Here is a 26,500-nt window from a genome sequence, read left to right as displayed (position 1 = left end):
TTCGCGTAGCGTCTCCGTCAGGAGAGGGAGGAGAAACGAAAAAATCACCGTCTTAGAGCTGATTTGTAAAGAAAATCTTAAGAAGACTCAACTCTTTACTAGGTCTTGGTTTCACTAAATAAGTGCTTAATTGACTCAGATTCCTGAAACCCTTACAAGGTGAAGATTTTACTTTAGTTTACAAATTAGCTCTTACTCCCCTCTCTTCGTAGGAGAGGGGTTGGGGGTGAGGTCAAAACAACGCTTGTCGAACTCACGTAAATTTAGCCTAGACAGTCCACCACTTAATATTTACTTAGTCAAAAGTCAACAAATTACACAATATGCTTAAAGATTACTTTTAATAAATCTCCTTGATTAAACGGTTTTGTTAAATGACCTGATGCTCTGGCTATGGTAGCTTTGGCTCTATTTCTTAACCCAGCTCTTTCTGTCACCATAATCACAGGTGTATTTTTAAAATGTGAGTGTTTGCGTAATAAAGAACATAATTCATATCCATCTAAATCAGGCATATCAACACTAATTAAGATTATATCTGGCTTTGTATGCAGAATTTCCATTAAAGCTTTTAAGGAATCTGTAACGCCAATTACTGAGAATATTTGCTCATCCAAAAAGCTTTTAATAGTATTTACAACAGCAGGACTTTCATCAATACAAAATATTTTATAAATTTTTTTATCTGCTGATGGGGTGGATATTTGCTGATATCCATTATTTACATTATGAGGTGGAGATACATAACGTTTTGAATATTCTCCTGTTCTATTATTATTAAATTGTGGTAGGCGTGGCTCAGGTTTAGGCTGAGTTTGGGGATGGGATGTAATTTTGATATTATATTTGCTGTTAATTGGGAGTTCTTTATTCTCTGTAGCTGGAGATGTCTCTTGAGTAGATGCTTCCCTGCGGAATGCTTCGGGAACTCGTCCACGTTGTTGACATTGCTCTACTAGTAACCGAACATTTAAATAACAAAATTTAGGTAAATCATCTAAAAAGGTTTCGGGAACAAACTCGTAACTTCCTTCTTCTAACAAGAGAAATGATTCTAATACTTCCAATGCTACTTGTTCTATAAGGACGGCTGCTTGTGAAGCACTAATATACTTCTGATTGACTAACCAACAAATAGCTAAATAATCGGGATTAGGTATTGCTTGACTTTCAATTCCCGTTTCAAAGATGGCTCTTAACTGTTCGTTAATTTCTTTAGGTAGGGTGGAGATTTGTTGGCTTAAGTTCCCCAAATGTCTATAAAGTGGCTCAAACATTCTTTCGGAATAACAGGCATAAATTAGCTTACCCTCTTCTACATATATAGACCAAGTGCCTGAAGTACTAACTACTTGTAAGCAGCCAGTAATTGTCTTACCTGTAATTTTTTTTAATAAAGATAAAGGTTGTAGTTTCTGGAAGAATCTGTATCTAGTAATTGGAAGTGTTTTCATGGCGATCGCTTTGTTCTTAAATCAAAATTTAAAATAAAAATTAGTCAGAAAAATTGCAATTTTGTTAAATATGTTAGGACTTACGCAACTAGCACTTGGGGTAGGGTGCGTCAGATGTGGAAAATCCTCTAATTTGTACGAAATGATTGGGTCTGACGCACCCTACAGTTAGTTTGATTATGACACTTGCGTAAGTCCTATATATTTTTGAAAAACTCATTTAAATTTAACGATTTCCTTTTCAGTACTCATCCTAAACTTATACTCTTTATTTCCATACCAAAATCTCCCCTCAGAAGTATCACAACTAAAATGCAATCGTCTCTAAGTGGAATAGATTATGATGTGAATCAGAAACATCTCTCAACTGATTACTAGGAAACAATATTCCAAAAATCAGATTGATTTCTGTATCTTTCACTAACTTGACTAATCTAACAGTACCTTAAATACTCCAATTAGAGATATTGGCTCAAACCCATCAGTAGCAAAAGTATCTCTGTGTTTTTGCTGAATAGACTCAGAAGAAGATATATCAAGGTTTAATATTGCTACATAGCAAAAACACAGTGCTTTTACTTACTAAGTAAGCGATAAGTTATGAGCTACCTAAGTTTGATAATTTTCAGATGCCATTTGCTGGATTTTTCATAACCATTACTTGCAAAATGTCAATAGCAGATTTTCGTGATTAAGATTTCTGTTTTTTCTTGATGGTAGATAGGCAAGTAATGGCTTACTAAAAGCTAGGTTACTCTAATTTATTTAAGCAAATAAAAATAATATATAAACTTTATGACTAATGCTTAAAGGAAATGTGAACAAGGATTTAAGTCTCAATCTCATTGGCGACTTATTCAGTCCTTAGTTCTCCTGAAAGCTAAAAACTGTACAGTAGAAACTAATTTTTCACCTATGACACTTTTAAATTGCATAGTTACTTATGAGGTTTGTTGACAGTTGACTGTTAACTGTTAACGGTAAATAAGAAAAGATGGTAATGGTTAACTGGCTTGCAGCATGACTCAATTCGTTAAAATTAACAATGCCACTTGTGAAACGGGAATTACCGCAATGGTTACACAATTACCATCTTCCACCCCAACAGGCATCATCTACCCAGAAAGCGACGGACAGCTAATGGCGGACAATACCAAGCAGTTTGAGTTGATTGTATTAATTAAAAAAAATCTAGATTTATTATTTGCCAATGACCCCAACGTATTCGTTGCAGGCGACTTACTATGGTATCCCGTTGAAGGTGATAACGTTACCAGCCGTGCGCCTGATGTAATGGTGGTGTTTGGTAGACCAAAAGGCGATAGAGGTTCTTATCTTCAATGGCGAGAAGATAACATTCCGCCGCAAGTAGTGTTTGAAATTCTTTCCCCTAGCAATAGTGTGAAAGAGATGATTACAAAATACAAGTTTTACGAACACTATGGGGTGGAAGAATATTATTTATACGACCCAGAGAAGTTAGAGTTAGGTGGTTGGTTACGTTCTCATGATGAATTAGCAGAAATTCCGCAAATGACTGGTTGGATCAGCCCTCGTCTTGGTATCCGCTTTGAATTATCAGATCGTGAACTGCAAATTTATCGTCCAGATGGTCAAAAATTCTTGACATATTTAGAACTGGCGCAACAAAAAGAAGAAGCACAAACTCAAGCTGAACAAGAACGCCAACGTGCTGAACAAGAACGCCAACGTGCTGAACAAGAACGCCAACGTGCTGAACAAGCCGAAAACCAATTAGAAGCACTTCGTGCTTTACTACAAGCGAAGGGAATTAACCCAGACGAATTATAAAAGCTGAGTGGGGAGTAAAAAGTGCTGAGTAAGAATTTCTTCCTCTGCTCCCCAGTCCTCAATACCCAATCCCCAGTACCTAATGTTAAACGAATTTTATTTACAAGTGGAAGAAGACAGCGCACGTATTGACCGCTACCTTGCAGAAGAATTACCAGATTTATCCCGTTCTCGAATTCAGCAGTTAATCGAACAGGGTAAAGTCCAAGTTAACGGTAAAATTTGTACTTCTAAAAAGATAAATCTGAAAGTTGGCGATCGCATCACTTTAGAAATTCCCGAAGCGCAACCTCTAGAATTAACACCACAGGATATCCCCCTAGATATTCTCTACGAGGATGACCAGTTACTGATACTTAACAAGCCGGCTGGTTTAGTGGTTCACCCAGCACCCGGACACCCTAATGGGACTTTGGTAAATGCTTTGTTAGCACATTGTCCTAACCTCCCAGGTATTGGTGGTGTGCAAAGACCTGGAATTGTCCATCGTTTAGACAAAGATACAACGGGGGCGATCGCGATCGCTAAAACTGACATCGCCTATCAACACCTCCAAGCACAACTCCAAGCTAAAACTGCAAGGCGAGAATACTTAGGTGTGGTTTATGGTGCGCCAAAAACTGAAAGTGGAACGATAGATTTACCTATTGGTCGTCATCCTCAAGATCGGAAAAAAATGGCTATTGTCCCTGTTGACAAGGGGGGAAGGTCGGCTATCACTCATTGGCTTGTCAAAGAGCGTTTAGGAAATTACACCTTAATCCACTTTCAACTAGAGACAGGACGCACTCATCAAATTCGTGTGCATAGCGCCAAAATTGGTCATCCGATTATCGGCGATCCCGTTTATGGTTCTGGTCGTTCTGTGGGGGTAAATTTACCTGGACAAGCCTTACACGCCTGGAAATTAAAGGTGCAGCATCCTATTTCTGGAGATGCGATTGAAGTCACAGCACAATTACCGCAAACATTCAATACTCTTTTAGATATACTTCGCAAGAGAGGGGCAATTTCTTATTAAAACTTAATTTTTGCCTCAGTTTTGCCTAGTTTTTTCCTCGGCAAACAGGCAATTTGGAAATATGTAGAAAAATTAAGTTTATATTTATTTATAAAATATCTAGTCAAAAAAAAACCATAATAAAACTTGTAAGGTCTATCAGCTATGACTTTCTTGGAATCTTAAAAAATTATAAAATCAGATTTTTTTCCTTATACGTTACAACTTTACAAAGTTTTGTAAAGAAAATGAGCTAGAAATAAGGGTTGCAGCCCTTGTATGTAAAGGATTTGAGGTGGTTCTTATAGCTGCAACTTATTTATTCACAATTTGTAACAAAAATCGGATCTATAGCATTGTATAAACATAAGCTGAAGGGGTTAGAGAACAGACGAAAGTTAAACAAGGTAATCAATTCATAAAGTTTGCCAACTTCTCATAATTCACCCCAGCTTCTCATTTTTCTGCTGCTGGAAATGGCAGAGAATTTTGAGACTACATGAGAAGTAGTTTGATCCCTAGTCTGTTGACAACCTGTTCCCAGAATAAAACATAGCCAATTTTAAACCAGACATCTCTCAACTAAGTAATTAGGAGATATAAGTCCATGACATTAGACGTATTTACCAAGGTGGTTTCTCAAGCTGACTCCAGAGGCGAGTTTCTGAGCAACGAACAAATTGACGCTTTGGCAAATGTTGTGAAAGAAGGTAACAAACGCTTGGACGTTGTTAACCGCATCACCAGCAACGCTAATGCGATCGTTACCAACGCTGCTCGTGCGTTGTTTGAAGAACAACCCCAGTTGATCGCTCCTGGTGGTAACGCTTACACCAACCGTCGCATGGCTGCTTGTCTCCGCGACATGGAAATCATCTTGCGTTACGTCACCTACGCTATCCTCGCTGGTGATGCAAGCGTTTTAGATGATCGCTGCCTAAACGGCTTGCGCGAAACATACCAAGCTTTGGGAACTCCTGGTTCTTCCGTAGCTGTTGGCGTTCAAAAAATGAAAGATGCTGCTATCGGCATTGCTAATGACCCCAACGGTATCACCAAAGGCGATTGCAGCCAATTGATCTCTGAAGTAGCTAGCTACTTTGATCGCGCTGCTGCTGCTGTTGCTTAATTGCAACTGAAACAGCCCCCTATACCTAATTTTAGGTAAACAGGTACAAGACTACGAAGTTTCCAAGGAGAATTTTACATCATGGTTAAGACCCCCATTACCGAAGCTATTGCTGCTGCTGATACCCAAGGCCGTTTCTTAGGCAACACCGAATTACAAGCTGTTAACGGTCGTTATCAGCGTGCTGCTGCTAGCTTAGAAGCTGCTCGTGGTTTAACCTCCAACGCTCAACGCTTGATTGACGGTGCAACCCAAGCTGTTTACCAAAAATTCCCTTACACCACCCAAACCCCCGGACCTCAGTTTGCTTCTGATAGCCGTGGTAAATCCAAGTGCGCTCGTGACGTTGGTCACTACCTACGGATCATCACCTACAGCTTAGTAGCTGGTGGTACTGGCCCATTGGATGAATACCTAATTGCAGGTTTGGCTGAAATCAACAGCTCCTTTGACTTGTCTCCTAGCTGGTATGTTGAAGCTCTCAAGCATATCAAAGCTAACCACGGTTTGAGCGGTCAAGCAGCTAACGAAGCTAACACCTACATCGATTACGCTATCAACGCTCTCAGCTAGATAGCTTTCTGCCCGGAAAGGGGTGCAAGTGCTGGATGTAGTTTTCACCTAGCAGTTGAATCTCGTTCCGGGCATAGTTTTATCTAGAGGTTAGAGGCTAGAACTTAGCACTCGGCAAAAAATAGGGGAAACTTAAAATGGCAATTACAGCAGCAGCATCTAGGCTGGGAACAGAGCCTTTTAGCGACGCACCTAGAGTGGAATTACGCCCCAAGGCTAGCAGAGAGGAAGTAGAATTAGTAATTCGCGCTGTTTATCGGCACGTTTTGGGCAATGACTACATACTGGCATCAGAACGCCTCGTCAGTGCAGAGTCTCTATTAAGAGATGGAAATCTGACTGTACGGGAGTTTGTGCGTAGCGTTGCTAAATCAGAACTCTACAAAAAGAAATTTTTCTACAATAGCTTCCAAACTCGGCTAATCGAACTCAACTATAAACATTTGTTGGGTCGCGCTCCTTACGATGAGTCTGAGGTGATTTACCACTTAGACCTGTATCAAGAGAAAGGTTACGATGCCGAAATAGACTCCTATATCGATTCTCTGGAGTATCAAAATAATTTCGGTGATAATATCGTTCCTTACTATCGTGGTTTTGAGACGCAACCTGGACAAAAAACTGTAGGTTTTAACCGGTTATTCCGTTTATACCGTGGTTATGCTAACAGCGATCGCGCTCAAGTAGAAGGTACTAGGTCTCGGTTAGCCCAGGAATTGGCTAGCAACAAAGCTTCTACAATTGTCGGCCCATCTGGAAGTAATGATAGTTGGGGTTTCCGGGCTTCAGCAGATGTCGCGCCTAAAAAAGCTTTAGGTAATGCCGTTGGGGAAGGCGATCGCGTCTATCGGCTGGAAGTGACCGGAATCCGTGGCCCTGGCTACCCAAGTATTCGCCGGAGTAGCACGGTATTCATAGTACCTTACGAGCGGCTCTCTGACAAGATCCAGCAAATTCACAAGCAAGGTGGCAAAATCGTGAGCGTCACCTCGGCGTGAGGGGATTTTTGTCAGTTGTAAATGGTTAGCGGTTAACTTTTAACCGTTAACTGTCAACTAACAACAACAGGAGATAAGAAGTAATGTTCGGTCAAACCACTCTTGGGTCTGGAAGCGTTTCTTCGTCTGCTAGTCGAGTATTTCGTTACGAAGTCGTAGGCTTGCGTCAGAGTTCAGAAACCGACAAAAACAAATACAACATCCGTAATAGTGGTAGCGTGTTTCTCACAGTGCCATACAGCCGGATGAATGAAGAATACCAACGCATTACCCGCTTGGGCGGCAAAATCGTGAAAATTGAGCCATTAACCTCCTCAGAGGCAGAATAACGCCTGGGCAATGATAGAACCGAGTGAGGCAGAATTTGCGCCAGAGAACGCGCCACAGCTAACGCCAGAACTAGCCATAGCTAATCTGCAATCATCAGATTTAAGTCTCCGCTATTATGCTGCTTGGTGGTTAGGTAAGTATCGGGTAAAAGACATTGCTGCTGTTGAAGGCTTAATTGCAGCGTTAGAAGATGAAGCCGACAGAACCGAACTTGGTGGTTATCCTCTGCGACGCAACGCAGCCAGAGCTTTGGGAAAATTAGGCGATCGCCAAGCTGTACCAAGTTTAATTAAGTGCCTGGAATGTGAAGATTTTTACGTTCGTGAAGCTGCTGCCCAATCTCTAGAAATGCTCAGAGATCAAACAGCCGCACCAGCACTAATTAAATTATTAGATGGAGGAGTCGCCCAGGCCGTGCAAGAACCAGGACGACCACATCTAGTCCAGCCTTACGAAGCAGTGTTAGAAGCTTTAGGGGCTATTGGTGCTACCGAAGCTATCCCTCTGATTCAGCCATTTCTAGAACATCCAGTCCCACGAGTGCAATGCGCCGCAGCTAGGGCAATGTACCAACTCACACAAGAACCAGTATATGGAGAGCTACTGGTGAAAGTGTTGGATGGTAACGACCTGAACCTACGCCGTGTTGCCTTGGGGGATTTAGGTGCGATTGGATACTTGGCAGCAGCAGAAGCGATCGCCAAAGCCAAAGCCGAAAACAGCTTTAAACTCATTGCCCTCAAAGGATTGCTAGAGTATCAGATACCAGAACCCAACGCCCTCTCAATATCTGACTCAGCCATCCGGGTTATGAACCTCATGGATTCACTACTGTAGTCAGTAGTCCATAGTCCATAGTCCATAGTCCATAGTAATTGACTGTTGACTGTTGACTAATGACTAATGACTAATGACTAATGACTAATGACAAATCAACTAATTCTTGGCGTTACTCTGGCAGATACACCAGAGAAACTGGTAACAGCAGTAAAAAATTTGGCAACAGCCAAAGATGAGGCGGCGATTTCTACCTTAATTGCTGTGTTCGGTTATAACAACCCAACAGCAGCAGCGATCGCTTCTACTGCTTTAGTAGAAATGGGAGAAGTAGCAGTTCCGCAGTTACTCACGCAAATAGATGATTACAACTATGGCGCACGGGCTTATTCGATTCGCACTCTCGCGGCGATCGCTGACCCCCGTGCTTTAGATGTATTAATCGATGCTGCTGCAATAGACTTTGCTCCCAGCGTCCGCAGGGCAGCAGCTAAAGGATTGGGAAACTTACACTGGCATAAGTTAGAGTTTGCTGAGCATCAAATAGCACTTAAAAGGGCGTGGGAAACACTGGTGTTTGTTTCTCAAGACCCAGAATGGTCGATTCGTTATGCGGCGATCGTTGGTCTGCAAGGTTTAGCTAAAATACCAGATTTACAACAGCCCATCCATAACAGATTCCAAGAAATGCTGGACAGTGAGCCGGAAAGGTCAGTCCGCGCCCGCATACTATTGGCTCAAAGTCAATAGCGGGAATTGAATTTCATAAGAAAAGGTAAAAGTAAAAATGTCAATACCTCTGCTGGAATATACGCCATCTTCACAAAACCAACGTGTAGAAGGCTACGAAGTTCCTAACGAAGATACCCCAACTATTTATCGCCTATCGACTGCTATTGATGATGCTGATGTTGATGCCATTATTTGGGCTGGATATCGGCAAATTTTCAGCGAACACCTGATTATCAAAAGCAATCGTCAACGCTTTTTGGAATCCCAACTGCGGAACCGGGCAATTAGCGTCCGCGACTTTATTCGGGGATTGGGCAAATCAGAAGTTTTCCGCACTCAGGTAGCTGATCTGAACTCCAACTACCGTTTAGTTGACCTCATCTTAAAACGGTTCTTGGGACGCGCGGCTTATAACCGAGACGAAGAAATCGCTTGGTCTATTGTCATTGGTACTAAAGGATTACATGGTTTTATCGATGCCTTATTAGACAGCGATGAATATCAAGAAAACTTTGGCGATGACATCGTACCCTATCAACGCCGTCGGTTTAAAGATAGACCATTTAATTTAGTTAACCCACGGTATAACGCATATTGGCGCGATCGCCAAACCCTCAACGCCTTGGGTGGACGTTCCTTCTACAACGTCCGCACCTCTGGTACTCTCACCAAAGAAGATATCCGCCGCGCTATCCCCGCCAACTTCATGGCATTAGCAGGCTCAATCATCACCCCAGAACGGAACTATCAGCGCACCATCGCTTCCGTCACTTCCCAAATCAAAGATATAAAAATTCCCGACACCAGTCGCGAAGTTACCACCCCCGAAGTCACAGTTAAACCCGTAGCTGTGTCCCTGCCATATCGTTACATTCCTGGTAACAAGACCACTTGAGGCGATGACAGTTAACTGTCAACTGTCAACTGTCAACTGTCAACTAATAAATAACCAAGCTTATGGCAATACCCTTACTAGAATATAAACCTAGTTCTCAAAATCAGCGTGTTCCTGGGTACGAAGTTCCTAACGAAGATACCCCCAGAATCTACCGCATCGAAGATGCTGCTTACGATAGCGAACTCAAAGAATTAATTTGGGCTGCTTATCGGCAAGTATTTAGCGAACACGTCATTTTACAATTCTTCCGCCAGACCAATTTAGAATCCCAACTGAAAAACCGGGCTATCAGCGTCCGCGATTTCATCCGGGGTATAGCTAAGTCAGACGCTTTTAAGACATTAGTCATCAAGAGTAACTCTAACTACCGCCTTGTGGAAATAGCACTGAAACGCCTTTTGGGTCGTGCGCCTTATAATAAGGATGAAGAAATTGCTTGGTCAATCAAGATAGCGACCCTTGGCTGGGATGGCTTTGTAGATGTTCTGTTAGATTCTGAAGAATATCAGAGCAACTTTGGTGAGAACATAGTCCCCTACCAACGCCGACGCTATAAAGATAGACCCTTCAATCTAGTCACCCCACGCTACGGCAACTACTGGCGCGATAAATTGGAAGATGAGCGCTACAAACCAGGGGCTGTCAAGAATTTCTTGGAATTAGCTAAATCTATAGAAATTAAAACAGTCACCTTTACACCAGTCAGCACTGCCAATATCCAAATTCCCGACACCACTCGGAATGACACACCCCAAGGGATTCCCCTTTCCGTAAGTCCTAGCGCTAATTTTCCCGTGCGGTAAGTTGCCGACCAACTTCTTTGTAACCGGAGATTTTCACAATGGCATTACCTTTATTGGAGTACAAACCCACAACTCAAAATCAACGAGTGCTGAGTTTTGGGACGGCTGATATTAATGAGGATACCCCTTACATCTACCGTCTGGAAAATGCCAATTCTCCCAGTGAAATGGAAGAAATGATTTGGGCTGCATATCGCCAAGTTTTCAACGAACAAGAAATTCTCAAGTTCAATAGACAAATTGGTTTAGAAACCCAACTCAAAAATCGGTCAATCACGGTTAAGGATTTTATACGCGGTTTAGCCAAATCAGAGCGCTTTTATCAGCTAGTTGTGACACCAAATAACAACTATCGCCTGGTAGAAATGTGTCTCAAGCGGCTATTGGGACGCTCTCCCTATAACGAAGACGAAAAAATTGCTTGGTCAATTGTTATTGCTAGCAAAGGTTGGGGAGGCTTTGTTGATGCTTTGCTTGACAGCGATGAATATCAGCAAGCCTTTGGTGATTACACCGTACCCTACCAACGCAAACGCTTGACCACAGACAGACCATTCAGCTTTACACCCCGTTATGGTGCTGATTACCGCGATCGCGCTGGTATCCTTAGACCAGGCGGTTATGCTACCAACTGGTACAGAAAGTCCAATCCTAATTATGATGGCATGGCAATATTAGCTGTATTGCTGGTCTTCAGCGCAGGATTAACTTTCCTATTTATCCTAAATTGGTTGGGATATCAGCTCTAGCGACTAACCTAATACGGGAAAATAAGTAAAGCATGAAGGAGGGTTTTGAGAAATCAAACCTCTTTCAATTGCAACAGCTAGCTGTTTAACTTGTTAATAAGGGGAATACTCAGCATGGCACTGCCATTACTTTCATATAAACCAAGCTCTCAAAATCACCGGGTAAAAAGCTTCGGTCTAGCTGACCAAAACGAAGATACACCATACATCTATCGCATCGAAGATGTCAGTTCCTTTACTGATATTCAAAACATCATTTGGGCAGCTTACCGCCAAGTTTTCAGCGAACATGAAATTCTCAAGTTCAACCGCCAAAAAACTTTAGAATCTCAGCTGAAAAACGGCTCTATTTCTGTACGCGACTTCATTCGCGGTTTAGCTAAATCTGAAGCCTTCTACCGCCTAGTTGTTTCCGTTAACAACAATTACCGTCTAGTTGACATCGCCCTCAAACGCCTGTTGGGTCGTTCTGCTTACAATAAAGAAGAAGAAATCGCTTGGTCTATTGTGATCGGAACTAAAGGTTTTAGCGGTTTTGTTGATGCACTCATCGACAGCGAAGAGTACACCCAAAGCTTTGGCGAAAACATCGTACCCTACCAACGCAAGCGCATGGAAGGTCGTCCCCACAACTTGGTAACTCCTCGCTACGGCGAAGACTTCCAAGAAAAAGCAGGTACAGTCCAAACCGACTGGCGCTTCACCTTGGACAAATTCTACAGCCGCAAATACCAAGAAAAACAACTCCGCGAAGGCGATCCTCGCAAGTTTGCAGACTTGGCTGCGTCAGTTAATACCCAAGGTAACTACGCACAAAAAATCTCTGCTTTTGATATCGATTATCTCAATGCAGTGCCATACCGTGGCAGACGTTAAGATTGAATATCTGACGGTCTGACTTTAATACTGGGTCTAGTTTTTGCGTTGATGTGACGAAAAGATGATAGTTTTTCTGTTATCTAGGCGTTACATTGGGTGAAAGCTAGACCCAGTAGCTTTTTAGGCTATTGCAGGGGACAAGGCTAAAAAGAAACTCATTGCATTAGGTGAACAGTTTAAGGACTTTAATGTGGTTCATTAAAGATTTAGGCGCTTACTATTAGAATTCAATAGACTTCTTGCATAAATCTTTTTTTGTCTCACGCAAAGGCGCAAAAACGCAAAGAAAAGAACGCTAAGAACGACTTTTGCAAGAGGTCTAATGGTGTTGGCGATCGCTCTACTTCAGGACATGGGTATTATCGAGAAGCAGGATCAGACTGGGGTGAAGTCAAAAGCCGTAAATAGTTTTTTAGATATAAATGAACTGATCAAAAAATTAGTCAATTTATGAAATATTTTTATTAGTTGTCTTAAATGTCTTAAATTTCCTTGCTTTTTTATCAAAAATCTGAAATATTAAGAAAGATTAAGTCTAGCTTTTAGACCTAATTAGTTTGTCTAATCAAAGAATATGTAAAGTAAAGTGAGCAATTTAACTATGTAGATAAATGCTTACCTTTTATCTAGCAAATATTATTGATATTTGCTCAAGCATTGATAACTTCTTATAGACCCTAAATTAAGCCTCCTTCAAACTTATCTTTCGCCATCAATAGGTTTTAAGGAATAACTCTGTTGCTAAAGAGTTATTTTTGGCTGAATCAAAATTGCAAAAACTAATTTTGGAGTACAGAGAGAATGAAAAGCCTGCTCGCTAAAATTTCCCTTACATTTACTATAGTTGCTGCAAGCCTGAGCCTAAGTAGCAATCAGAGTTTAGCTGGACTCATTACGACAATAACTGATATTCTTCAAATCAATGTTACAGGCAAATGGCCTGGTTTAAGATTCATTGGATTAACTTCAAAGAATACTCTTGTAAATATAGCTCCCAGTGGATATGCTCAAGTAATTTCAGTTAAAGGAATTGACGGTAACTTACAAGGCATTGATTTCCGCCCAGCTAACGGTCTACTCTACGGTGTTACAGATACTGACAATCTATACACAATTAACTATACAACTGGTCAGGCTACGTTTGTGAGCAAACTATCTAGCAGCTTCGATGGCGGGTTTCAATCAGGGTTTGACTTTAATCCTGTACCAGACCGCTTACGGATAGTAGGTAGCAATGACCAAAATTTCCGTACCAATGTAGACACTGGTGCAGTTACTGTCGATCAACCTTTAGCTTACGCCAGCGATGATATCAACGCTGGGGTTAACCCAAATATTAGCTCTGCCGCTTACATCAATTCGGTTGCTGGAGCGACTACAACTCAACTTTATAATATTGACTACGATCTTGATGTATTAGTATTGCAAAACCCACCAAATAATGGCGTTCTCAGAACAATTGGCAAGCTTGGTGTTAACTTTGCACCTACAAGCGGATTCGATATTTTCACAGATGCACAAGGTAACAATAGTGCCTATGCACTGTCTGGTTCAGTTCTTTACAGTATTAATCTATCTACTGGTGCTGCAACTGCCATTGCTAATGTACCTGAAGGTACGTTCATTGGTTTAGCTGTCACATCTCAGTAAACAGTTATCAGTTATCAGTTGTAGGGGCGGGTTCATTGAGTAATTCATGTTAAAAACACATATGTTCGTTAAACCCGCCCGTACTTAAATAGGTTGGTGAAACACCACAACAATTGGTGGAAGGCGTAGGGAGCGCTTCTTTATCCCCCACTATACGCTCTGGCTGACTGATAACTGATTTAATTTTTGCGACCAGTAACAAAAAAAATTAAATGTTCGTACCAAACGCCTTGTTCTGTCGCTTTCGCCTCAACTTCTCGACGATATTCTGCTTTTAATTTTTCTATCTGTGCTGATGACAGATTTAATAAGGGATTTTCTCTAGGGTGGAACCATCCGCCATTCCATGCTTTAGCTTGCTCAAGGCTGCGGTAGAAACCAAATTGTTGAGTTTTTACTTCAATATTTTCAAAACCAGCAGTTTTTATTAGCTTATGGCACTTTCCGATAGTACCAGTCGGCTCATTAATATTACTAAGTGAAATACCATTCTTGGCACAAGCGCTAATAACAGTTGGGGTATCACATGACTCTTCAGAACAGCAAGAAAACCCCACTATTCCACCTTGTTTGAGAAACCGATACCATTTACCTAAAGCAGCAGGAATATCTCGAAAATAAACTATAGCTGTAGAACAAAGAATAATATCAAAACTTTCATCTTCAAATTCAATATACTCGGCATCTGCTGCAATTAATTCGATGTTTTGCAGACCTAATGTATTAATCTTTTGCTGTGCTTGAGCAAGCATTCCTGAAGAAAAGTCTACAGCGATGACTTTGCCAGTAGAACCAACGATTTCAGCAGATGCGATCGCCATAATACCTGTACCAGTCGCCAAGTCCAATACTTGTTGTCCACTTTGTAGGGGAATTAGGTCTAATAAAGGCAGAGCGCGACTAATTGTATAATCATTGTCATAACTGGTTCTACTGTTGAAAAAGTTGATTACTTCTTGCTTATAAGTTTGCTCGTACTGTTGATTATCCATTAAATCATCCTACAAATAAGCAACCCATCATTTCTACTAGCCACTAATATTATTCAGCGTCATCCAGGCGAAAATTGTGAGAATTTTTTAGTATGAAATTACCGTTCTCTTTAATTAAGTCACCCGTGCAGTAAACTGGTAGGCGTTCTTGATAAGCCTTTAGTGCCAGAATATAGTCACGGTCAGCTAATTGGGTGTGGATGGGACGCAGTTTATTAACGACAATGCCCAGGAGAGTAATATTGCCACTGAGATGATCTACATTTGGTGTGGCAATGTGTGTAACGACTGCTTGAATGGTGATATTGGATATATTCGTAATTAAGTCACCCAGAATTTCTAATTGGGATCTGGTTTCTGCTAACGCAAGAGTTTCAATAACTTCCGTCATGCGACGAGAAAAGTCAATAATTTCTGGTTTGAGGGGCAGTAAAATTTCAAAACCATCTAAAGTCCAAATGGAGGCTTTATCACCTTGACACTGCTGTTGCTGCCAACCATGCCCGACTAAATAGGCTTCTACTTCTTTTGGGTCGATATATAAAAATTTTACTACATCTGGAAAGATAGCTGTCATAGGGTTTCTCCAACGGCAATGCGCGTCATGATGGTTTTGAGTGCGTCCGGGCTAAATATATTTTGGCGATGTAGGTAGTTCACGTATCTAATATCTGATGAACATGATTAATTGTTCAATTTCAGCTTGCATATTGTCTCTGGCTGCTTGTTCTGACTTCTCATACATTAGCGGCGTGAAATATATACGCTGTCTCTGCAAAAAATTTTCTAGAACTTTTGTCCGTCCCTTAATATAATCACTTTCTGATACCCAAGCATATTCTTTACGGATAGCATGGGCATATTCTTGATAATCAACAGCGTTAGCAGCTAAAATCGCCAAATCTGCATCTAGTAATACCTGACTATCAATATTATCTGCTAAGTGGTGTTTGGTATTGAGGATGAGACGCTGCACATTGGTTATACAACTGGTAGGAATACCCAAACTATAAAGTACCTCACCAGCATAGTCAGCACTTTTTTCTTCATTATCTTGAGCTTGAGTGTTATACACTACATCATGAAACCAAGCTGCAAGTTTTACCGCAGCTAAATTTTGAGTATATGTTTGCAAGAGTTGAACTGTATTCAGGACATAATCAATATGTTGGATTGTATGGTAGTGGCGACCAAAAGCAGAGTATGCTTCAACTAATTTGACAAAGGTTGCCTCAAGCTTTGAAGGGTTAATTTCAAAGGGTTGGAGTGTGTTTTGCCAACGATTAAATAAGAGATATGTAATTTTGTTTGTCAGCATATTGCTTAAGTTTACATCTTGCGGACGCATACAGGGGCTGGGAAGAGTTTAATATAATTCACGTTAATATGATAATTAGTACAAGCAAGACTGGAAAGTTCTTAAACAGTTAACTCTTTTGCAGCAAAATTATAGGTAGTATCTGTTATGCAAGTAGCAACCCAAAAGCGCTTATATACCCCTGAAGAATATTTAGAACTAGAAAAAAAAGCTGAGTTTAAAAGTGAATATCGTGATGGAGAAATTATCCCTATGACTGGTGGTACTACTAATCATAATAAGATTGCTTTTAATTTTGCCTTTGCTTTAAAATCTGCCTTGCGTGGTCAAAAATATGAAATATATATTGCTGATGTGCGTTTATGGATACCCCGTTATCGACAGTACACTTATCCTGATGTGATGTTAATTCAGGGTGAGCCAGCTTATACGGAAACGAATACGACTACTGTGATGAACCCATCGTTAATAGTGGAAGTTTTATCGAAATCAACAAATAATTATGACCAAGGAGATAAGTTTCTTTACTATCGCTCAATCCCAGAATTTCAAGAATATATTTTAATTGACCAATATGAATATCGGGTGATGCAATATGTGAAAACTGCAACTGGTCAATGGTTATTTACGGAATTAGAAGGTGAGTCTGCTAATTTATCAGTTCAGACGGTTAGTTTACAAGTTTCATTACTTGAGCTTTATGAGCAAGTTAGTTTTAACGAAAGTGGTGATGAGGAATAATGATTTTTGATTTTATAATTATGAAATATTAAAAGCTGTTGCACTCGACCTAGATAAATGAAGAGATGCGATCGCTCCTCAGTAATGAAAAGTAAACTTGCGCCTCAGTCTCACTCGGTAGAGGCTCTGATACCAATATATTTAGTTATATTTACGCATAAATAGGCATTGCTCAAAGAATCTCCCCTATAAAGGCGCAAAACTATCAGTCCAATAAGCCTATGTTGGCAATTTAATCTCGGTTTTTATCACAAATTGTAATGCGGATATAGGCTGATGTTATTAAGCTGATACATTTGGAAATGTTTTGAATTATTTATGTATGGTGACAATAAAATTGACGAGTCACAATAGAAAGCACGGACTGTATAAGTCTGAAGTTGACTCAGGAGTTCCTATCAGTGGTATTACAAGTACAAACAAGCACCTACGAAGCGAAAACTCAAGAAATCGCTAGACAATTATTAGCAGCAACTCAAGAAAATCGTTCATTTCTTGCTTCTTTGCGCGATCAGATGCGCTGGGATGATAAATTGCTAGCTTGGGCGATGAGTAACCCCGGTTTACGAGTGCAATTATTCAGGTTTATCGATACTCTGCCGGCATTACATAGTAAAGCGGAAATTGCTTCACATTTACAAGAATATTTGGGCGATGAATCTGTTGAACTTCCCGCCGCTTTGAAGGGGATGCTGAATTTTGCTAACCCTGATTCTATGCCGGGACAGGTGGCTGCAACTACCGTATCTACAGCAGTTGAGACTTTAGCACATAAATATATTGCTGGGGAAAATATTCAACAAGTTATTAAGACGGTTGAAAGACTGCGAAAGGAAAAAATGGCTTTCACCATTGACTTACTTGGTGAGGCGGTAATTACAGAAACTGAGGCGCAATCTTATCTAGAACGCTATCAAGAATTAATTACTCAGTTAACAGAAGCTTCTAAGCGTTGGGGTAATATTGGGGCTATTGATGAAGCAGACGGCGAACAGTTAGCAAAAGTCCAGGTTTCTGTTAAGTTAACGGCGTTTTATTCCCAATTTGACCCTTTAGATGCTCAGGGTAGTGAACAGAGAGTTAGCGATCGCATCCGCATTTTATTACGTCATGCTAAAAACTTGGGCGCAGCTATCCATTTTGATATGGAACAGTATGCTTATAAAGACTTAACTCTAAATATTTTGCAAAAAATCTTATTAGAAGATGAGTTTCGTCAACGTACAGATATTGGCATTACTATCCAAGCATACTTACGTGATAGTGAAAATGATGCTAGAAATGCGATCGCTTGGTTGAAACAGCGTGGTTATCCTTTAACAATTCGCTTGGTAAAAGGCGCATATTGGGATCAGGAAACTATTAAAGCAGCACAAAAACACTGGGCGCAGCCTGTATTTAATGATAAAGCGGCAACTGATGCTAATTTTGAAGCAATAACTCAGTTATTGTTGGAAAATCATCAGTATGTTTATTCTGCCATTGGTAGCCATAATGTGCGATCGCAAGCTTTGGCGATCGCTATTGCCGAAACTTTGAATGTCCCCCGGCGGCGGTTTGAAATGCAGGTGCTGTACGGGATGGGGGATAAGTTGGCGAAGGCTTTGGTTGATCGCGGGTATCGGGTGAGGGTTTACTGTCCTTATGGTGAATTATTGCCGGGGATGGCTTATCTGATTCGGCGGTTGTTGGAAAATACGGCGAATAGTTCTTTTTTACGGCAGAATTTGGAGGATAAGCCAGTAGAGGAATTGCTTGCGCCACCGGATATTAATTTAGCTCACGCAAAGGCGCTAAGACACAAAGAGGAAGAGGAAGGTTTTGTCGGGGTGGCGGATACTGATTTTGCGGAGGAGGAAGAGAGGAAGGAGGCGGTGCAGGCTTTTACAAAGGTGCGTGGGGAGTTGGGAAGGACTTACTTACCTTTGATTAATGGGGAGTATGTACAGACTGCTGAGGTGATTGATTCTGTTAATCCTTCTAATTTTAGTCAGGTGGTAGGTAAGGTTGGGTTAATTACGGTGGAACAGGCGGAAGCGGCGATGCAGGCGGCTAAGGCGGCGTTTCCTGGTTGGCGACGGACTCCGGTGAAGCAACGGGCGGATATTTTGCGTCGGGCGGCTGATTTGATGGAACAGCGCCGGGCGGAATTGTCGGCTTGGATAGTTTTGGAGGTGGGTAAGCCTGTTAAGGAAGCTGATGCTGAGGTTTCGGAGGCGATAGATTTTTGTCGCTACTACGCCGAGGAGATGGAACGGTTATATGAAGGTATAAATTATGATGTACCTGGGGAAACAAATCGTTATATCTACCAGCCACGTGGCATTGCGGTGGTGATTTCTCCTTGGAATTTCCCTCTAGCGATCGCCTGTGGTATGACTGTTGCCGCCTTAGTTACAGGCAATTGTACTCTGCTTAAGCCTGCGGAAACTTCTTCTGTCATCACCGCTAAACTCACGGAAATTTTGGTAGAGGCTGGCATTCCTCAAGGTGTATTTCAATACGTACCCGGTAAGGGTTCGCAAGTTGGCGCTTACTTAGTCAGTCATCCTGACACTCATCTAATTGCTTTTACTGGTTCTCAGGAAGTTGGTTGTCGTATTTATGCGGAAGCAGCTACCCTCAAGCCTTTACAAAAGCACATGAAGCGAGTAATTGCGGAGATGGGCGGGAAAAATGCCATTATTGTAGATGAAAGTGCTGATTTAGACCAAGCGGTTGTCGGGGTGGTGCAGTCAGCCTTTGGTTACAGTGGGCAAAAATGTTCCGCTTGTTCGCGAGTGGTGGTAGTGGAAGCCATCTATGATGCTTTTGTGCGGCGACTGGTGGAAGCGACAAAATCCTTGAATATTGGTGAGGCGGAGTTACCAAGTACCCAAGTCGGCCCGGTAATTGATGCTAATGCCCGCGATCGCATCCGCGAGTATATTGAAAAGGGTAAGGCAGAATCTCAGGTGGCGTTAGAGTTAAGCGCACCTGAACATGGTTATTTTATCGGCCCTGTCATCTTTAGCGAAGTTCCACCCAATGGGACAATAGCCCAACAAGAGATTTTTGGCCCTGTGTTGGCGGTAATTAAAGCCAAGGATTTTACCCAAGCTTTAGCAATTGCTAATGGTACTGACTACGCCTTGACTGGGGGAATATATTCCCGTACACCTTCCCACATTCAACAGGCACAAGAAGAGTTTGAAGTCGGCAACTTATATATTAACCGTAACATTACGGGAGCGATCGTTGGTAGACAGCCCTTTGGTGGCTTCAAACTTTCTGGTGTCGGTTCCAAAGCTGGCGGCCCAGATTATCTGTTACAGTTCCTAGAACCAAGGACAATTACAGAAAACATCCAACGCCAAGGTTTTGCACCAATTGAAGGTGTAGATTAAGCTAGATAAATAGCTGGGGCAAATGCCTCAGCTATTTATAAATCATGAGAAATTCTGATGTCAGATGTCATCATTAGAGTTGCTAAAATACCAGAAGAATTTCCGGCGATCGCCGCAATTAGAAAAACTGTATTTCAAGAAGAACAAGGAGTGGATATTGCTTTAGAATTTGACGGTAAAGATGATATCTGCCAGCATTTAATCGCTTACTTAGATGGACAAGCTGTAGGTACTGCCAGAATTAGATATTTGGATGAGCAGACCGTCAAAATAGAAAGATTGGCTGTTTTATCCCTAGCTAGAGGGCAAGGTATAGGTCAAAAAATTATGGAACAAGCTTTAGAACTTATAGCTAAGAAAAATATTACTGAAGTAATAGTTCATGCCCAAGTATACATTAAATCTTTGTACGATAAATTAGGTTTTATTCAAGTAAGTGACATATTTGCAGAAGCTGGCATTCCTCATATAGAAATGCAAAAGAAAATCTAACTTTAAATACTAAAAAAACTACCAAGAATTTTCATCATTTTCTATCGGCAGGTCTTATTAATAAAAATGAAAAGGATTTTTAACCTGTCCCCTGTCCCCTATCACCTCTCACCTATGCCTACACATTTGTTAAAAAACCTACTAGTGAGTTAAATTAAGTATAGCAGTCGCCACATAGGGCGCGGACATTGATGAATCATCAAATCTTTACTGCAAGAGCTTTCTCTTGCCTGTCCCCTGTCCCCTATCACCTGTCCCCTGCTATATAAACTGGAAAAAGCGTAAGTTCTTGAAAGTAAGCCACCGTTTGCAAGCAACAGAAATTAAAGACAAACTCAATTCCCTGATAGAGCAGGCATCATCCATAGATCCTAACCTAGCCAGGAGATTGAGTGAAATTAATCGCTGGGTTAAAAACATTAAGCCTGGTTCGCTGACAGCGAAACCATATGTCTTAGCATTTCTTTTAGAGGTAATTACTGACTCTACCATTTGGCTGATAATTCAATCTTTACCTTCACCAGAAGAAAAACAAGCCAAATTCGAGCAAATGACAGCTAACGAGCGATATTGGTATGGTTATCTGTTTCCCAAATGGATTAATGCTAGTGACTCCAAATTCTACATTTGGAAACAAAAATTGATGGCGGGAAACTTTAATCAAGTCGATGATGATATCATTAAAGCTATAGCGCAAGATATCGCTAATCGAGACGGGAGTTTTTGGCAGCGCTATATTGCAGACCTTTCTATGGCCACGGATTTAATTGTTAGTAATCATAACCAACAACCCTTGTGTATTCAAGTGACTAGTGTTAGTAAAGAATTGCACCAGCAGAAATGCCAAGCTTGGGAGAACACATTGCGATCGTGGGAAATCAAAAGAGGATTGTTTTTAAGTTACAACCCTCAAGATGCCAATTTTGTTCATCAGTTAGTCAACATAGCACTGTATAACAGTGACTATCTTGCAGGTGGCAAATATTTAAATTTTTCTTAATTTTACAGCCTTTCCTAATCTGTCGAGGTACAAATCTATCTGCGTTCATCTGCGTTCATCTGCGTTTAATTATTCTTACCTGTACCTCACTGGATCAAGAAAAGCTATATTAAAAAATCTGCTATTCCAAATTTCCGTTTTCACCTATTAATTTATCTGCTAATCACAGCTTGATATGGCTAACCACAAAGAAACCAACAGCTACAATAGTCAGGTGGACGAATTTACACAAGCATTAGCAACAGCCAGAGAAATGCAGCAAGACTGGCTAAAATATGGGATTAACTATATACATGTTTACATTGAAGATGCTGATAGTGACTGGTTAGAAGCGTGGAGAGAGGAAGAAATATTTACTAGTTTTATATTAGATAAAATCAAAGAATTTTTAGTCAGTGATGATGCTGTAGCGCAGAGATTAAGGCAGCATTTAGGAGAGCGATCGCTATTTGAAATAGCAGTTAACCTAGAGGAATCTTGGCAAATTCCTTCAAAAGATGAGAGGTTAACTGCTGTGAAACATCTGTTAGCAGATTCTCAGACATCAGAGATAGAAATATCTGATTTAGCAGATAGTCTGCTGCAAAGGTTATCAGAGATTTTGTAGCTAATAATTAGCGGATAGGAACAGCTTGTAACTGCTGGACATGGTTTTTAAATATATACCATGTTTGATTTGTCCGATTACAAGGTAATGGTCTATCAAAAGTCACTGTATAGTAATCTCTAAGTCTTTCAACCCGATTCCCTTCACGGTACTCGGCATTATTATTTCTATTATCGTTAATAGTAGCGACAAAAAACTTGTCCCCTGTTCTAACTCCACATTTTTTGTTATTGTCTGTAATTTCGGTTGACTGGCGAAACCAATTTTCTTGCAACTTAAAAGTTGTACCTCCAGCAACCGTTACCCTTAAAATTCTGATAACAGGGGTACTCGTAGTCTGGGTATAAGCGGCGTTAGGAATCATTACGCCTAATGATGTTGCTACAATACCTAAGCAAGAAATTAATTTTTTGGGATGCAGCCTGGCTTTATTAGTAGACATTGAGACTAACCTAAATCTTACGTATTGCGGATATTGTCTATTGCATGATTTTACACTAGCATTGATCATACTTAGATAGAGCAAATGCTGTGATATATAAAAAATCATATTTGTCGTTATAAAACTACAAAAAATTTATACATCTTTCCGGAGTTTCCCTATTGGACTTTTTCGGTATTGTATAAGAACTTGGAAGCAGCGATTTAAGCAAAATCCCATGCAAAGTTCATCCCCAGCAGCAGAAATCTCTAAGGAGTTGGTTCATCTTCAAACCAGCACAGTTTTTGCTCTATTACCGAACCTATCCCTAATTTCTATTGGTAAACCCAATGAACAAAAGCCCCCAGATATTGATGTTTCTGGTTTACCAGATGCTGATGTAGTTTCCCGCATTCACGCGCAAATCTGGATAAGTGGGGGTGAATATTACATAACAGATTTAGGTAGCTCTAATGGTACTTATGTTAACGGGGTGAGATTGCAAGCTAAAGTTTTTTGTACCTTAAACCCTGGAGATACAATTGCACTTGGGCAAGGAGATAAGGTAACTTTTTTGTTTAGAGTTAAGCAAAGTAGCACATCTGCTACAGGTAACGCTGCACCAAACTCTGCACCAACTAAGATTACATCACCTACAACTAGCCCAAATGGGGAAGGTGAAGTGGCCTTAGTCAGTAAGTTGATTGGTATAGGGTTGATAATAGCAGGCGTGGCATTTTTTAGCACAAGCCTTTATGTGAACATATATTTCCTTAGTACACCGGGAATTTTACTGGGTACATCTGGTGTAATAGCGCTCAATTGGGGCGGACGTGATAATCGGATACTAGGCTGGGTGTTGATCGGGATAGGAATTGCTTTGTTTATTGGTAGTGGTGTAGTTGTTAGTTCAGTTTCACTTATTCCCATGCTGATTTCATTCGCTGCTATCACCTGCGGTATTCAATTGTTGAGGACAGGTAAAGTGTTTAATTTTGATCCGCTTACATTTCAGCAAGGAATTAAAAAGTGAAAAATGTTGTGCTTAAGCAGATGGTGATTTTGGCGATCGCATTGGCAATTATCATCACAAAATATTCTTGGTTAAAAACATTTAAGGTGGGCATTGCCCACCCTACAGCTATATTTTCAGTAAATAAACACAATACTAACTAGGTAATTGCTTTTTCAGCGCATTTAACCCCGCCCAGCGTTTATCAACTACTTGGTCTGAACTTTCAGCATTATCTTTAGCTAAAATACCTGGACAATTATTATCACACAATTGACGTTGGGGTATTGCTAAACACATTTGTTCATACAACCATTCACTGGGATAAAAATAACCATTGGGGGATAAGGTTTCTACTAAATCCTCCATAGCTACTTCCCGTTCTAAAGGAAGGTCTTGCTCTTGCTCAACAGCATCATCCAACCAGATAACCTCTTGAGTATCCACCGCCAAGCGATGATTATATTGCTGTAAGCAGCGATTGCAGGTACAAGTAACAATTGTTTCTGCCTGAGCCGACACTTGTAGGTAATTACCATGATGCTGTACGCGGACGCGACCACGAACTGGTGTCAAAGTCTCTAGTCCCGGCAAAAACTCTTTCACTTGAACTTCCTCTGTCCGCTCCGGGGCTTTAGTTAGCTGCGGAATAAAAATTGCGTCCATAGGATCTGTAAAACATCATTACAAAAATTTATGCTGGACATCAGCAAAACTGCTGATAACCCACTTTAAGTTTAGCTTTTACAAACAATGAATATAAATAGGGGTTGGTGATTGGGGACTGGGTAAATTTTTCATCTCTAACCCCTCATAATTCACCCACAAACGGACGAACAACTAAATGACGATGAGGTTCCTTACCACGGCTAAAGGTTTCTAAATCATCAAAGTCTTTTAAGAAGGTATGCACTAAACGCCTTTCCGCAGAACTGAGGGATTTAATTTCCACTTCTTGACCTGTAGAACGGACTTGTTCGGCGGCTGTTTCGGCTATTTCTTTAATTTCCGCTTGTCTTTTGACTCGATAACCGTTCAACTCTACCGTGTAGGAAGCTTGTCCTTCATGGGGTTGATTGATGTTAAGAGTAGAATTAGCCAAATATTGAATTGCGTCCAATACAGAGCCATCAGCACCGATTAAAGTACGAATTTGCTCTGGGTTCAAGTTGGTTTCGTCAATTGTCAACCAGTAACCGTCTGTTTCTTGGGAATCTTCATCATGAGATTGAGGAGTTTCTAAACTACCGTGAATCTCAGCTGATATCCCAGTGAGTTCCAGCAGTGATTTTAGCCACTGCTGACCTCGCTGCATGGGATTGTTGCTCATCTATTAACCTGTGGTCTTTTTCTTGGAACTTTTTGGCTCAAAAGGTAATGTCTTTTGTTCAGCCACCGCTTGTTTTTCTTGAGTTTCTACGATTTTTTGTAGTTCCTCTGGTAAAGGTTCGCGGGAGAGAATGTAGGTTTGTAAGGTCTGGAAGACGTTACCAATTACCATGTACATAAGTACACCAGCCGGCAAGGGGAAGAACAAAAACATCCCAGAAAAGATGACGGGGGTGATTTTATTGACTGTATCCTGTTGTGGATTGCCACCACTGGAGTTCTGCCCGGAAAGCACTTGGCTCACGTAAAGGCTGATACCAAAGAAGACAATCATCGCTACAATATCCCAGTGGACTGTGCCATCAGGGTCAACTGCGCCGACTCTACCTAAAGCATCAATGAACAAGAAGCCTTTATCGGCTGCTAATCCAGGTATTGTACCTTGAATGGTGACATCGCCCGGCTGTAAGGCTTCTATATTGCCCTCAGCGTCGATTTTAATTCTGTCTTCACCCTTGGTAATTTTCCAGTCGGGATAAAGTTTTGTGTCTGGGTGTTCTGCTAACAGGACGGAAAATGGTTTGCCTTCCAGAGTCTGATACTGAATCTTTGTTTTTTCGCCTACAGCTAACTTATTCCCACCGGGGAGGATGGCTGTAACTTTGGTATGTTCTCCATCAGCAATATAAATATTTTGCGGAGCAGTGGCGAAAGCTTGGGGTTGAATACGCTCGATTTGTTCGGCGGGGAAGATTTGCAGGTTAACAGAGTAGTTAACGCCAGCAAAAGGTGAACCGCGTAAGGTGGCAAACAACGCCAACAGAACTGGCATTTGCAGCAATAATGGTAAACATCCGGCTAAGGGGTTGCCAAACTCCTTTTGGACGTTGAGCATTTCTTCTTGCTGCTTCTGCGGATCGTCCTTATAGCGCTCTTTGATTTCTGCCATCCGCTTCTGCATGAGAGGTTGCACAATTCGCATTTTCCGCATATTGCGAATTTGACCAGCACTCAGGGGATAGAGCGCGAAGCGGATTATCAATGTTAAAGCAACGATCGCCAATCCATAGCTCGGTACTACGCTATAGAAAAAGTCTATGATCGGCAACATTACGTTGTTCGAGAGAAACCCGATACCAAAATCCATTATTCTGACTTCAAAGAGAGCTACTGTAAACTGAACTGAATCTAATTTATCTAAATAGTGATGACTGTGGGACTATCTTCTGCTACGGATAGCCGCACAGATAAATCGGGAGATGGGGAAGTGGGGGGAGTAGGGGGAGTGGGGACTGGGGATTGGGGACTGGGGATTGGGGGCTGGGAATTATTTAATTCTCCCCTGCTCCGTTCCCCTCCTGGGAGGGGCTAGGGGTGGGTTGCTCCTCTGCTCCCCTGCTCCCCTGCTCCTCTGCTCC

The 26,500-nt window shown here is 41.2% G+C and carries 29 protein-coding genes; 21 read left to right on the top strand and 8 right to left on the bottom strand.

Translation table 11 applies throughout. The annotated features are described in order from the left end of the window. Window positions 1-314: 314 nt before the first annotated feature. On the bottom strand, window positions 315-1,454 hold the full coding sequence (locus tag H6G83_RS02045) for a response regulator (protein WP_190466188.1): 1,140 nt from the start codon (window positions 1,452-1,454) through the stop codon (window positions 315-317). A 1,074-nt stretch (window positions 1,455-2,528) separates the two neighbouring features. On the opposite strand from H6G83_RS02045, the gene H6G83_RS02040 reads away from it, so the two are divergent. The 14 genes from H6G83_RS02040 to H6G83_RS01975 all read left to right on the top strand — a co-directional run bounded on the left by H6G83_RS02040 (window position 2,529) and on the right by H6G83_RS01975 (window position 13,784). Beyond that, window positions 2,529-3,266 carry a Uma2 family endonuclease gene (locus H6G83_RS02040; RefSeq protein WP_190466477.1) on the top strand — a complete coding sequence of 246 codons (738 nt, stop codon included), beginning with the start codon at window positions 2,529-2,531 and terminating at the stop codon, window positions 3,264-3,266. 82 nt (window positions 3,267-3,348) lie between these two features. Next, window positions 3,349-4,287 (top strand): RluA family pseudouridine synthase, encoded by a 939-nt coding sequence (locus tag H6G83_RS02035; RefSeq protein WP_190466185.1) that lies wholly within the window; start codon window positions 3,349-3,351, stop codon window positions 4,285-4,287. Between the two features lie 586 nt (window positions 4,288-4,873). Beyond that, the gene (locus H6G83_RS02030; protein WP_190466182.1) at window positions 4,874-5,395 is read left to right on the top strand and encodes a phycocyanin subunit beta; all 522 of its coding nucleotides are present in this window, start codon (window positions 4,874-4,876) and stop codon (window positions 5,393-5,395) included. A gap of 81 nt (window positions 5,396-5,476) precedes the next feature. Then, window positions 5,477-5,968 carry a phycocyanin subunit alpha gene (cpcA, locus tag H6G83_RS02025; RefSeq protein WP_190466180.1) on the top strand — a complete coding sequence of 164 codons (492 nt, stop codon included), beginning with the start codon at window positions 5,477-5,479 and terminating at the stop codon, window positions 5,966-5,968. Between the two features lie 137 nt (window positions 5,969-6,105). Then, entirely contained in the window at window positions 6,106-6,966 is an 861-nt protein-coding gene (locus H6G83_RS02020) for a phycobilisome linker polypeptide (RefSeq protein WP_190466178.1), read from the top strand. Between the two features lie 83 nt (window positions 6,967-7,049). Next, window positions 7,050-7,295, top strand: coding sequence for a phycobilisome linker polypeptide (locus tag H6G83_RS02015; RefSeq protein WP_190466175.1), 246 nt, complete (start codon window positions 7,050-7,052; stop codon window positions 7,293-7,295). Window positions 7,296-7,305: 10 nt separating this feature from the next. Beyond that, window positions 7,306-8,133: a HEAT repeat domain-containing protein gene (locus H6G83_RS02010; protein WP_190466172.1), complete on the top strand. Its 828-nt coding sequence runs from the start codon at window positions 7,306-7,308 to the stop codon at window positions 8,131-8,133. An 87-nt stretch (window positions 8,134-8,220) separates the two neighbouring features. Beyond that, complete coding sequence (locus H6G83_RS02005; protein WP_190466170.1) at window positions 8,221-8,823, top strand: HEAT repeat domain-containing protein; 603 nt, start codon at window positions 8,221-8,223, stop codon at window positions 8,821-8,823. Between the two features lie 37 nt (window positions 8,824-8,860). Then, on the top strand, window positions 8,861-9,700 hold the full coding sequence (locus H6G83_RS02000; RefSeq protein ID WP_190466167.1) for a phycobilisome rod-core linker polypeptide: 840 nt from the start codon (window positions 8,861-8,863) through the stop codon (window positions 9,698-9,700). 62 nt (window positions 9,701-9,762) lie between these two features. Continuing rightward, complete coding sequence (locus H6G83_RS01995) at window positions 9,763-10,506, top strand: phycobilisome rod-core linker polypeptide (protein ID WP_190466164.1); 744 nt, start codon at window positions 9,763-9,765, stop codon at window positions 10,504-10,506. 38 nt (window positions 10,507-10,544) lie between these two features. After that, complete coding sequence (locus H6G83_RS01990) at window positions 10,545-11,255, top strand: phycobilisome rod-core linker polypeptide (RefSeq protein WP_190466162.1); 711 nt, start codon at window positions 10,545-10,547, stop codon at window positions 11,253-11,255. 114 nt (window positions 11,256-11,369) lie between these two features. After that, window positions 11,370-12,131 (top strand): phycobilisome rod-core linker polypeptide, encoded by a 762-nt coding sequence (locus H6G83_RS01985; protein ID WP_190466159.1) that lies wholly within the window; start codon window positions 11,370-11,372, stop codon window positions 12,129-12,131. Window positions 12,132-12,389: 258 nt separating this feature from the next. Continuing rightward, window positions 12,390-12,542: a hypothetical protein gene (locus tag H6G83_RS01980; RefSeq protein WP_190466156.1), complete on the top strand. Its 153-nt coding sequence runs from the start codon at window positions 12,390-12,392 to the stop codon at window positions 12,540-12,542. Window positions 12,543-12,935: 393 nt separating this feature from the next. After that, window positions 12,936-13,784, top strand: a complete 849-nt coding sequence (locus tag H6G83_RS01975; protein ID WP_190466154.1) for a DUF4394 domain-containing protein — start codon at window positions 12,936-12,938, stop codon at window positions 13,782-13,784. A gap of 179 nt (window positions 13,785-13,963) precedes the next feature. Here the strand turns inward: H6G83_RS01975 and H6G83_RS01970 are convergent, their stop codons facing one another. From H6G83_RS01970 to H6G83_RS01960, 3 genes are all read right to left on the bottom strand, one after another. Then, window positions 13,964-14,776 carry a class I SAM-dependent methyltransferase gene (locus H6G83_RS01970; RefSeq protein ID WP_190466151.1) on the bottom strand — a complete coding sequence of 271 codons (813 nt, stop codon included), beginning with the start codon at window positions 14,774-14,776 and terminating at the stop codon, window positions 13,964-13,966. 49 nt (window positions 14,777-14,825) lie between these two features. Further along, window positions 14,826-15,353, bottom strand: coding sequence for a hypothetical protein (locus tag H6G83_RS01965; RefSeq protein WP_190466148.1), 528 nt, complete (start codon window positions 15,351-15,353; stop codon window positions 14,826-14,828). Between the two features lie 87 nt (window positions 15,354-15,440). After that, window positions 15,441-16,094: an HD domain-containing protein gene (locus H6G83_RS01960; protein WP_190466145.1), complete on the bottom strand. Its 654-nt coding sequence runs from the start codon at window positions 16,092-16,094 to the stop codon at window positions 15,441-15,443. Between the two features lie 147 nt (window positions 16,095-16,241). On the opposite strand from H6G83_RS01960, the gene H6G83_RS01955 reads away from it, so the two are divergent. From H6G83_RS01955 to H6G83_RS01935, 5 genes are all read left to right on the top strand, one after another. Then, window positions 16,242-16,835, top strand: a complete 594-nt coding sequence (locus tag H6G83_RS01955; RefSeq protein ID WP_190466142.1) for a Uma2 family endonuclease — start codon at window positions 16,242-16,244, stop codon at window positions 16,833-16,835. 401 nt (window positions 16,836-17,236) lie between these two features. Continuing rightward, window positions 17,237-20,221 (top strand): L-glutamate gamma-semialdehyde dehydrogenase, encoded by a 2,985-nt coding sequence (gene pruA / locus H6G83_RS01950; protein WP_190466140.1) that lies wholly within the window; start codon window positions 17,237-17,239, stop codon window positions 20,219-20,221. A gap of 57 nt (window positions 20,222-20,278) precedes the next feature. Beyond that, on the top strand, window positions 20,279-20,713 hold the full coding sequence (locus tag H6G83_RS01945) for a GNAT family N-acetyltransferase (protein ID WP_190466137.1): 435 nt from the start codon (window positions 20,279-20,281) through the stop codon (window positions 20,711-20,713). Between the two features lie 307 nt (window positions 20,714-21,020). Continuing rightward, window positions 21,021-21,713: a hypothetical protein gene (locus tag H6G83_RS01940; protein ID WP_190466473.1), complete on the top strand. Its 693-nt coding sequence runs from the start codon at window positions 21,021-21,023 to the stop codon at window positions 21,711-21,713. 175 nt (window positions 21,714-21,888) lie between these two features. Further along, a complete protein-coding gene (locus H6G83_RS01935; RefSeq protein ID WP_190466136.1) occupies window positions 21,889-22,320 on the top strand; it encodes a hypothetical protein in 432 nt (143 codons plus the stop codon). A gap of 7 nt (window positions 22,321-22,327) precedes the next feature. On the opposite strand, the gene H6G83_RS01930 is transcribed toward H6G83_RS01935, so the two are convergent. After that, window positions 22,328-22,762: a hypothetical protein gene (locus tag H6G83_RS01930; protein ID WP_190466133.1), complete on the bottom strand. Its 435-nt coding sequence runs from the start codon at window positions 22,760-22,762 to the stop codon at window positions 22,328-22,330. Window positions 22,763-22,979: 217 nt separating this feature from the next. On the opposite strand from H6G83_RS01930, the gene H6G83_RS01925 reads away from it, so the two are divergent. Both H6G83_RS01925 and H6G83_RS01920 read left to right on the top strand, forming a co-directional pair. After that, window positions 22,980-23,774, top strand: coding sequence for an FHA domain-containing protein (locus H6G83_RS01925; protein ID WP_190466130.1), 795 nt, complete (start codon window positions 22,980-22,982; stop codon window positions 23,772-23,774). Continuing rightward, window positions 23,771-23,917: a hypothetical protein gene (locus H6G83_RS01920; protein ID WP_190466128.1), complete on the top strand. Its 147-nt coding sequence runs from the start codon at window positions 23,771-23,773 to the stop codon at window positions 23,915-23,917. The genes H6G83_RS01925 and H6G83_RS01920 overlap by 4 nt, the downstream gene beginning before the upstream one ends. Here the strand turns inward: H6G83_RS01920 and H6G83_RS01915 are convergent. The 3 genes from H6G83_RS01915 to yidC form a co-directional block, all read right to left on the bottom strand. Beyond that, entirely contained in the window at window positions 23,910-24,419 is a 510-nt protein-coding gene (locus H6G83_RS01915; RefSeq protein WP_190466125.1) for a YceD family protein, read from the bottom strand. The genes H6G83_RS01920 and H6G83_RS01915 overlap by 8 nt on opposite strands. 145 nt (window positions 24,420-24,564) lie before the next feature. After that, window positions 24,565-25,083: a Jag family protein gene (locus H6G83_RS01910; RefSeq protein WP_190466122.1), complete on the bottom strand. Its 519-nt coding sequence runs from the start codon at window positions 25,081-25,083 to the stop codon at window positions 24,565-24,567. Between the two features lie 3 nt (window positions 25,084-25,086). After that, complete coding sequence (gene yidC, locus H6G83_RS01905) at window positions 25,087-26,229, bottom strand: membrane protein insertase YidC (RefSeq protein ID WP_190466119.1); 1,143 nt, start codon at window positions 26,227-26,229, stop codon at window positions 25,087-25,089. Window positions 26,230-26,500: the final 271 nt, after the last annotated feature.

It is taken from the genome of Anabaena azotica FACHB-119, from assembly GCF_014697625.1.
GTDB lineage: Bacteria > Cyanobacteriota > Cyanobacteriia > Cyanobacteriales > Nostocaceae > Trichormus > Trichormus azoticus_A.
This window is presented reverse-complemented; position numbering and strand designations above follow the sequence as displayed.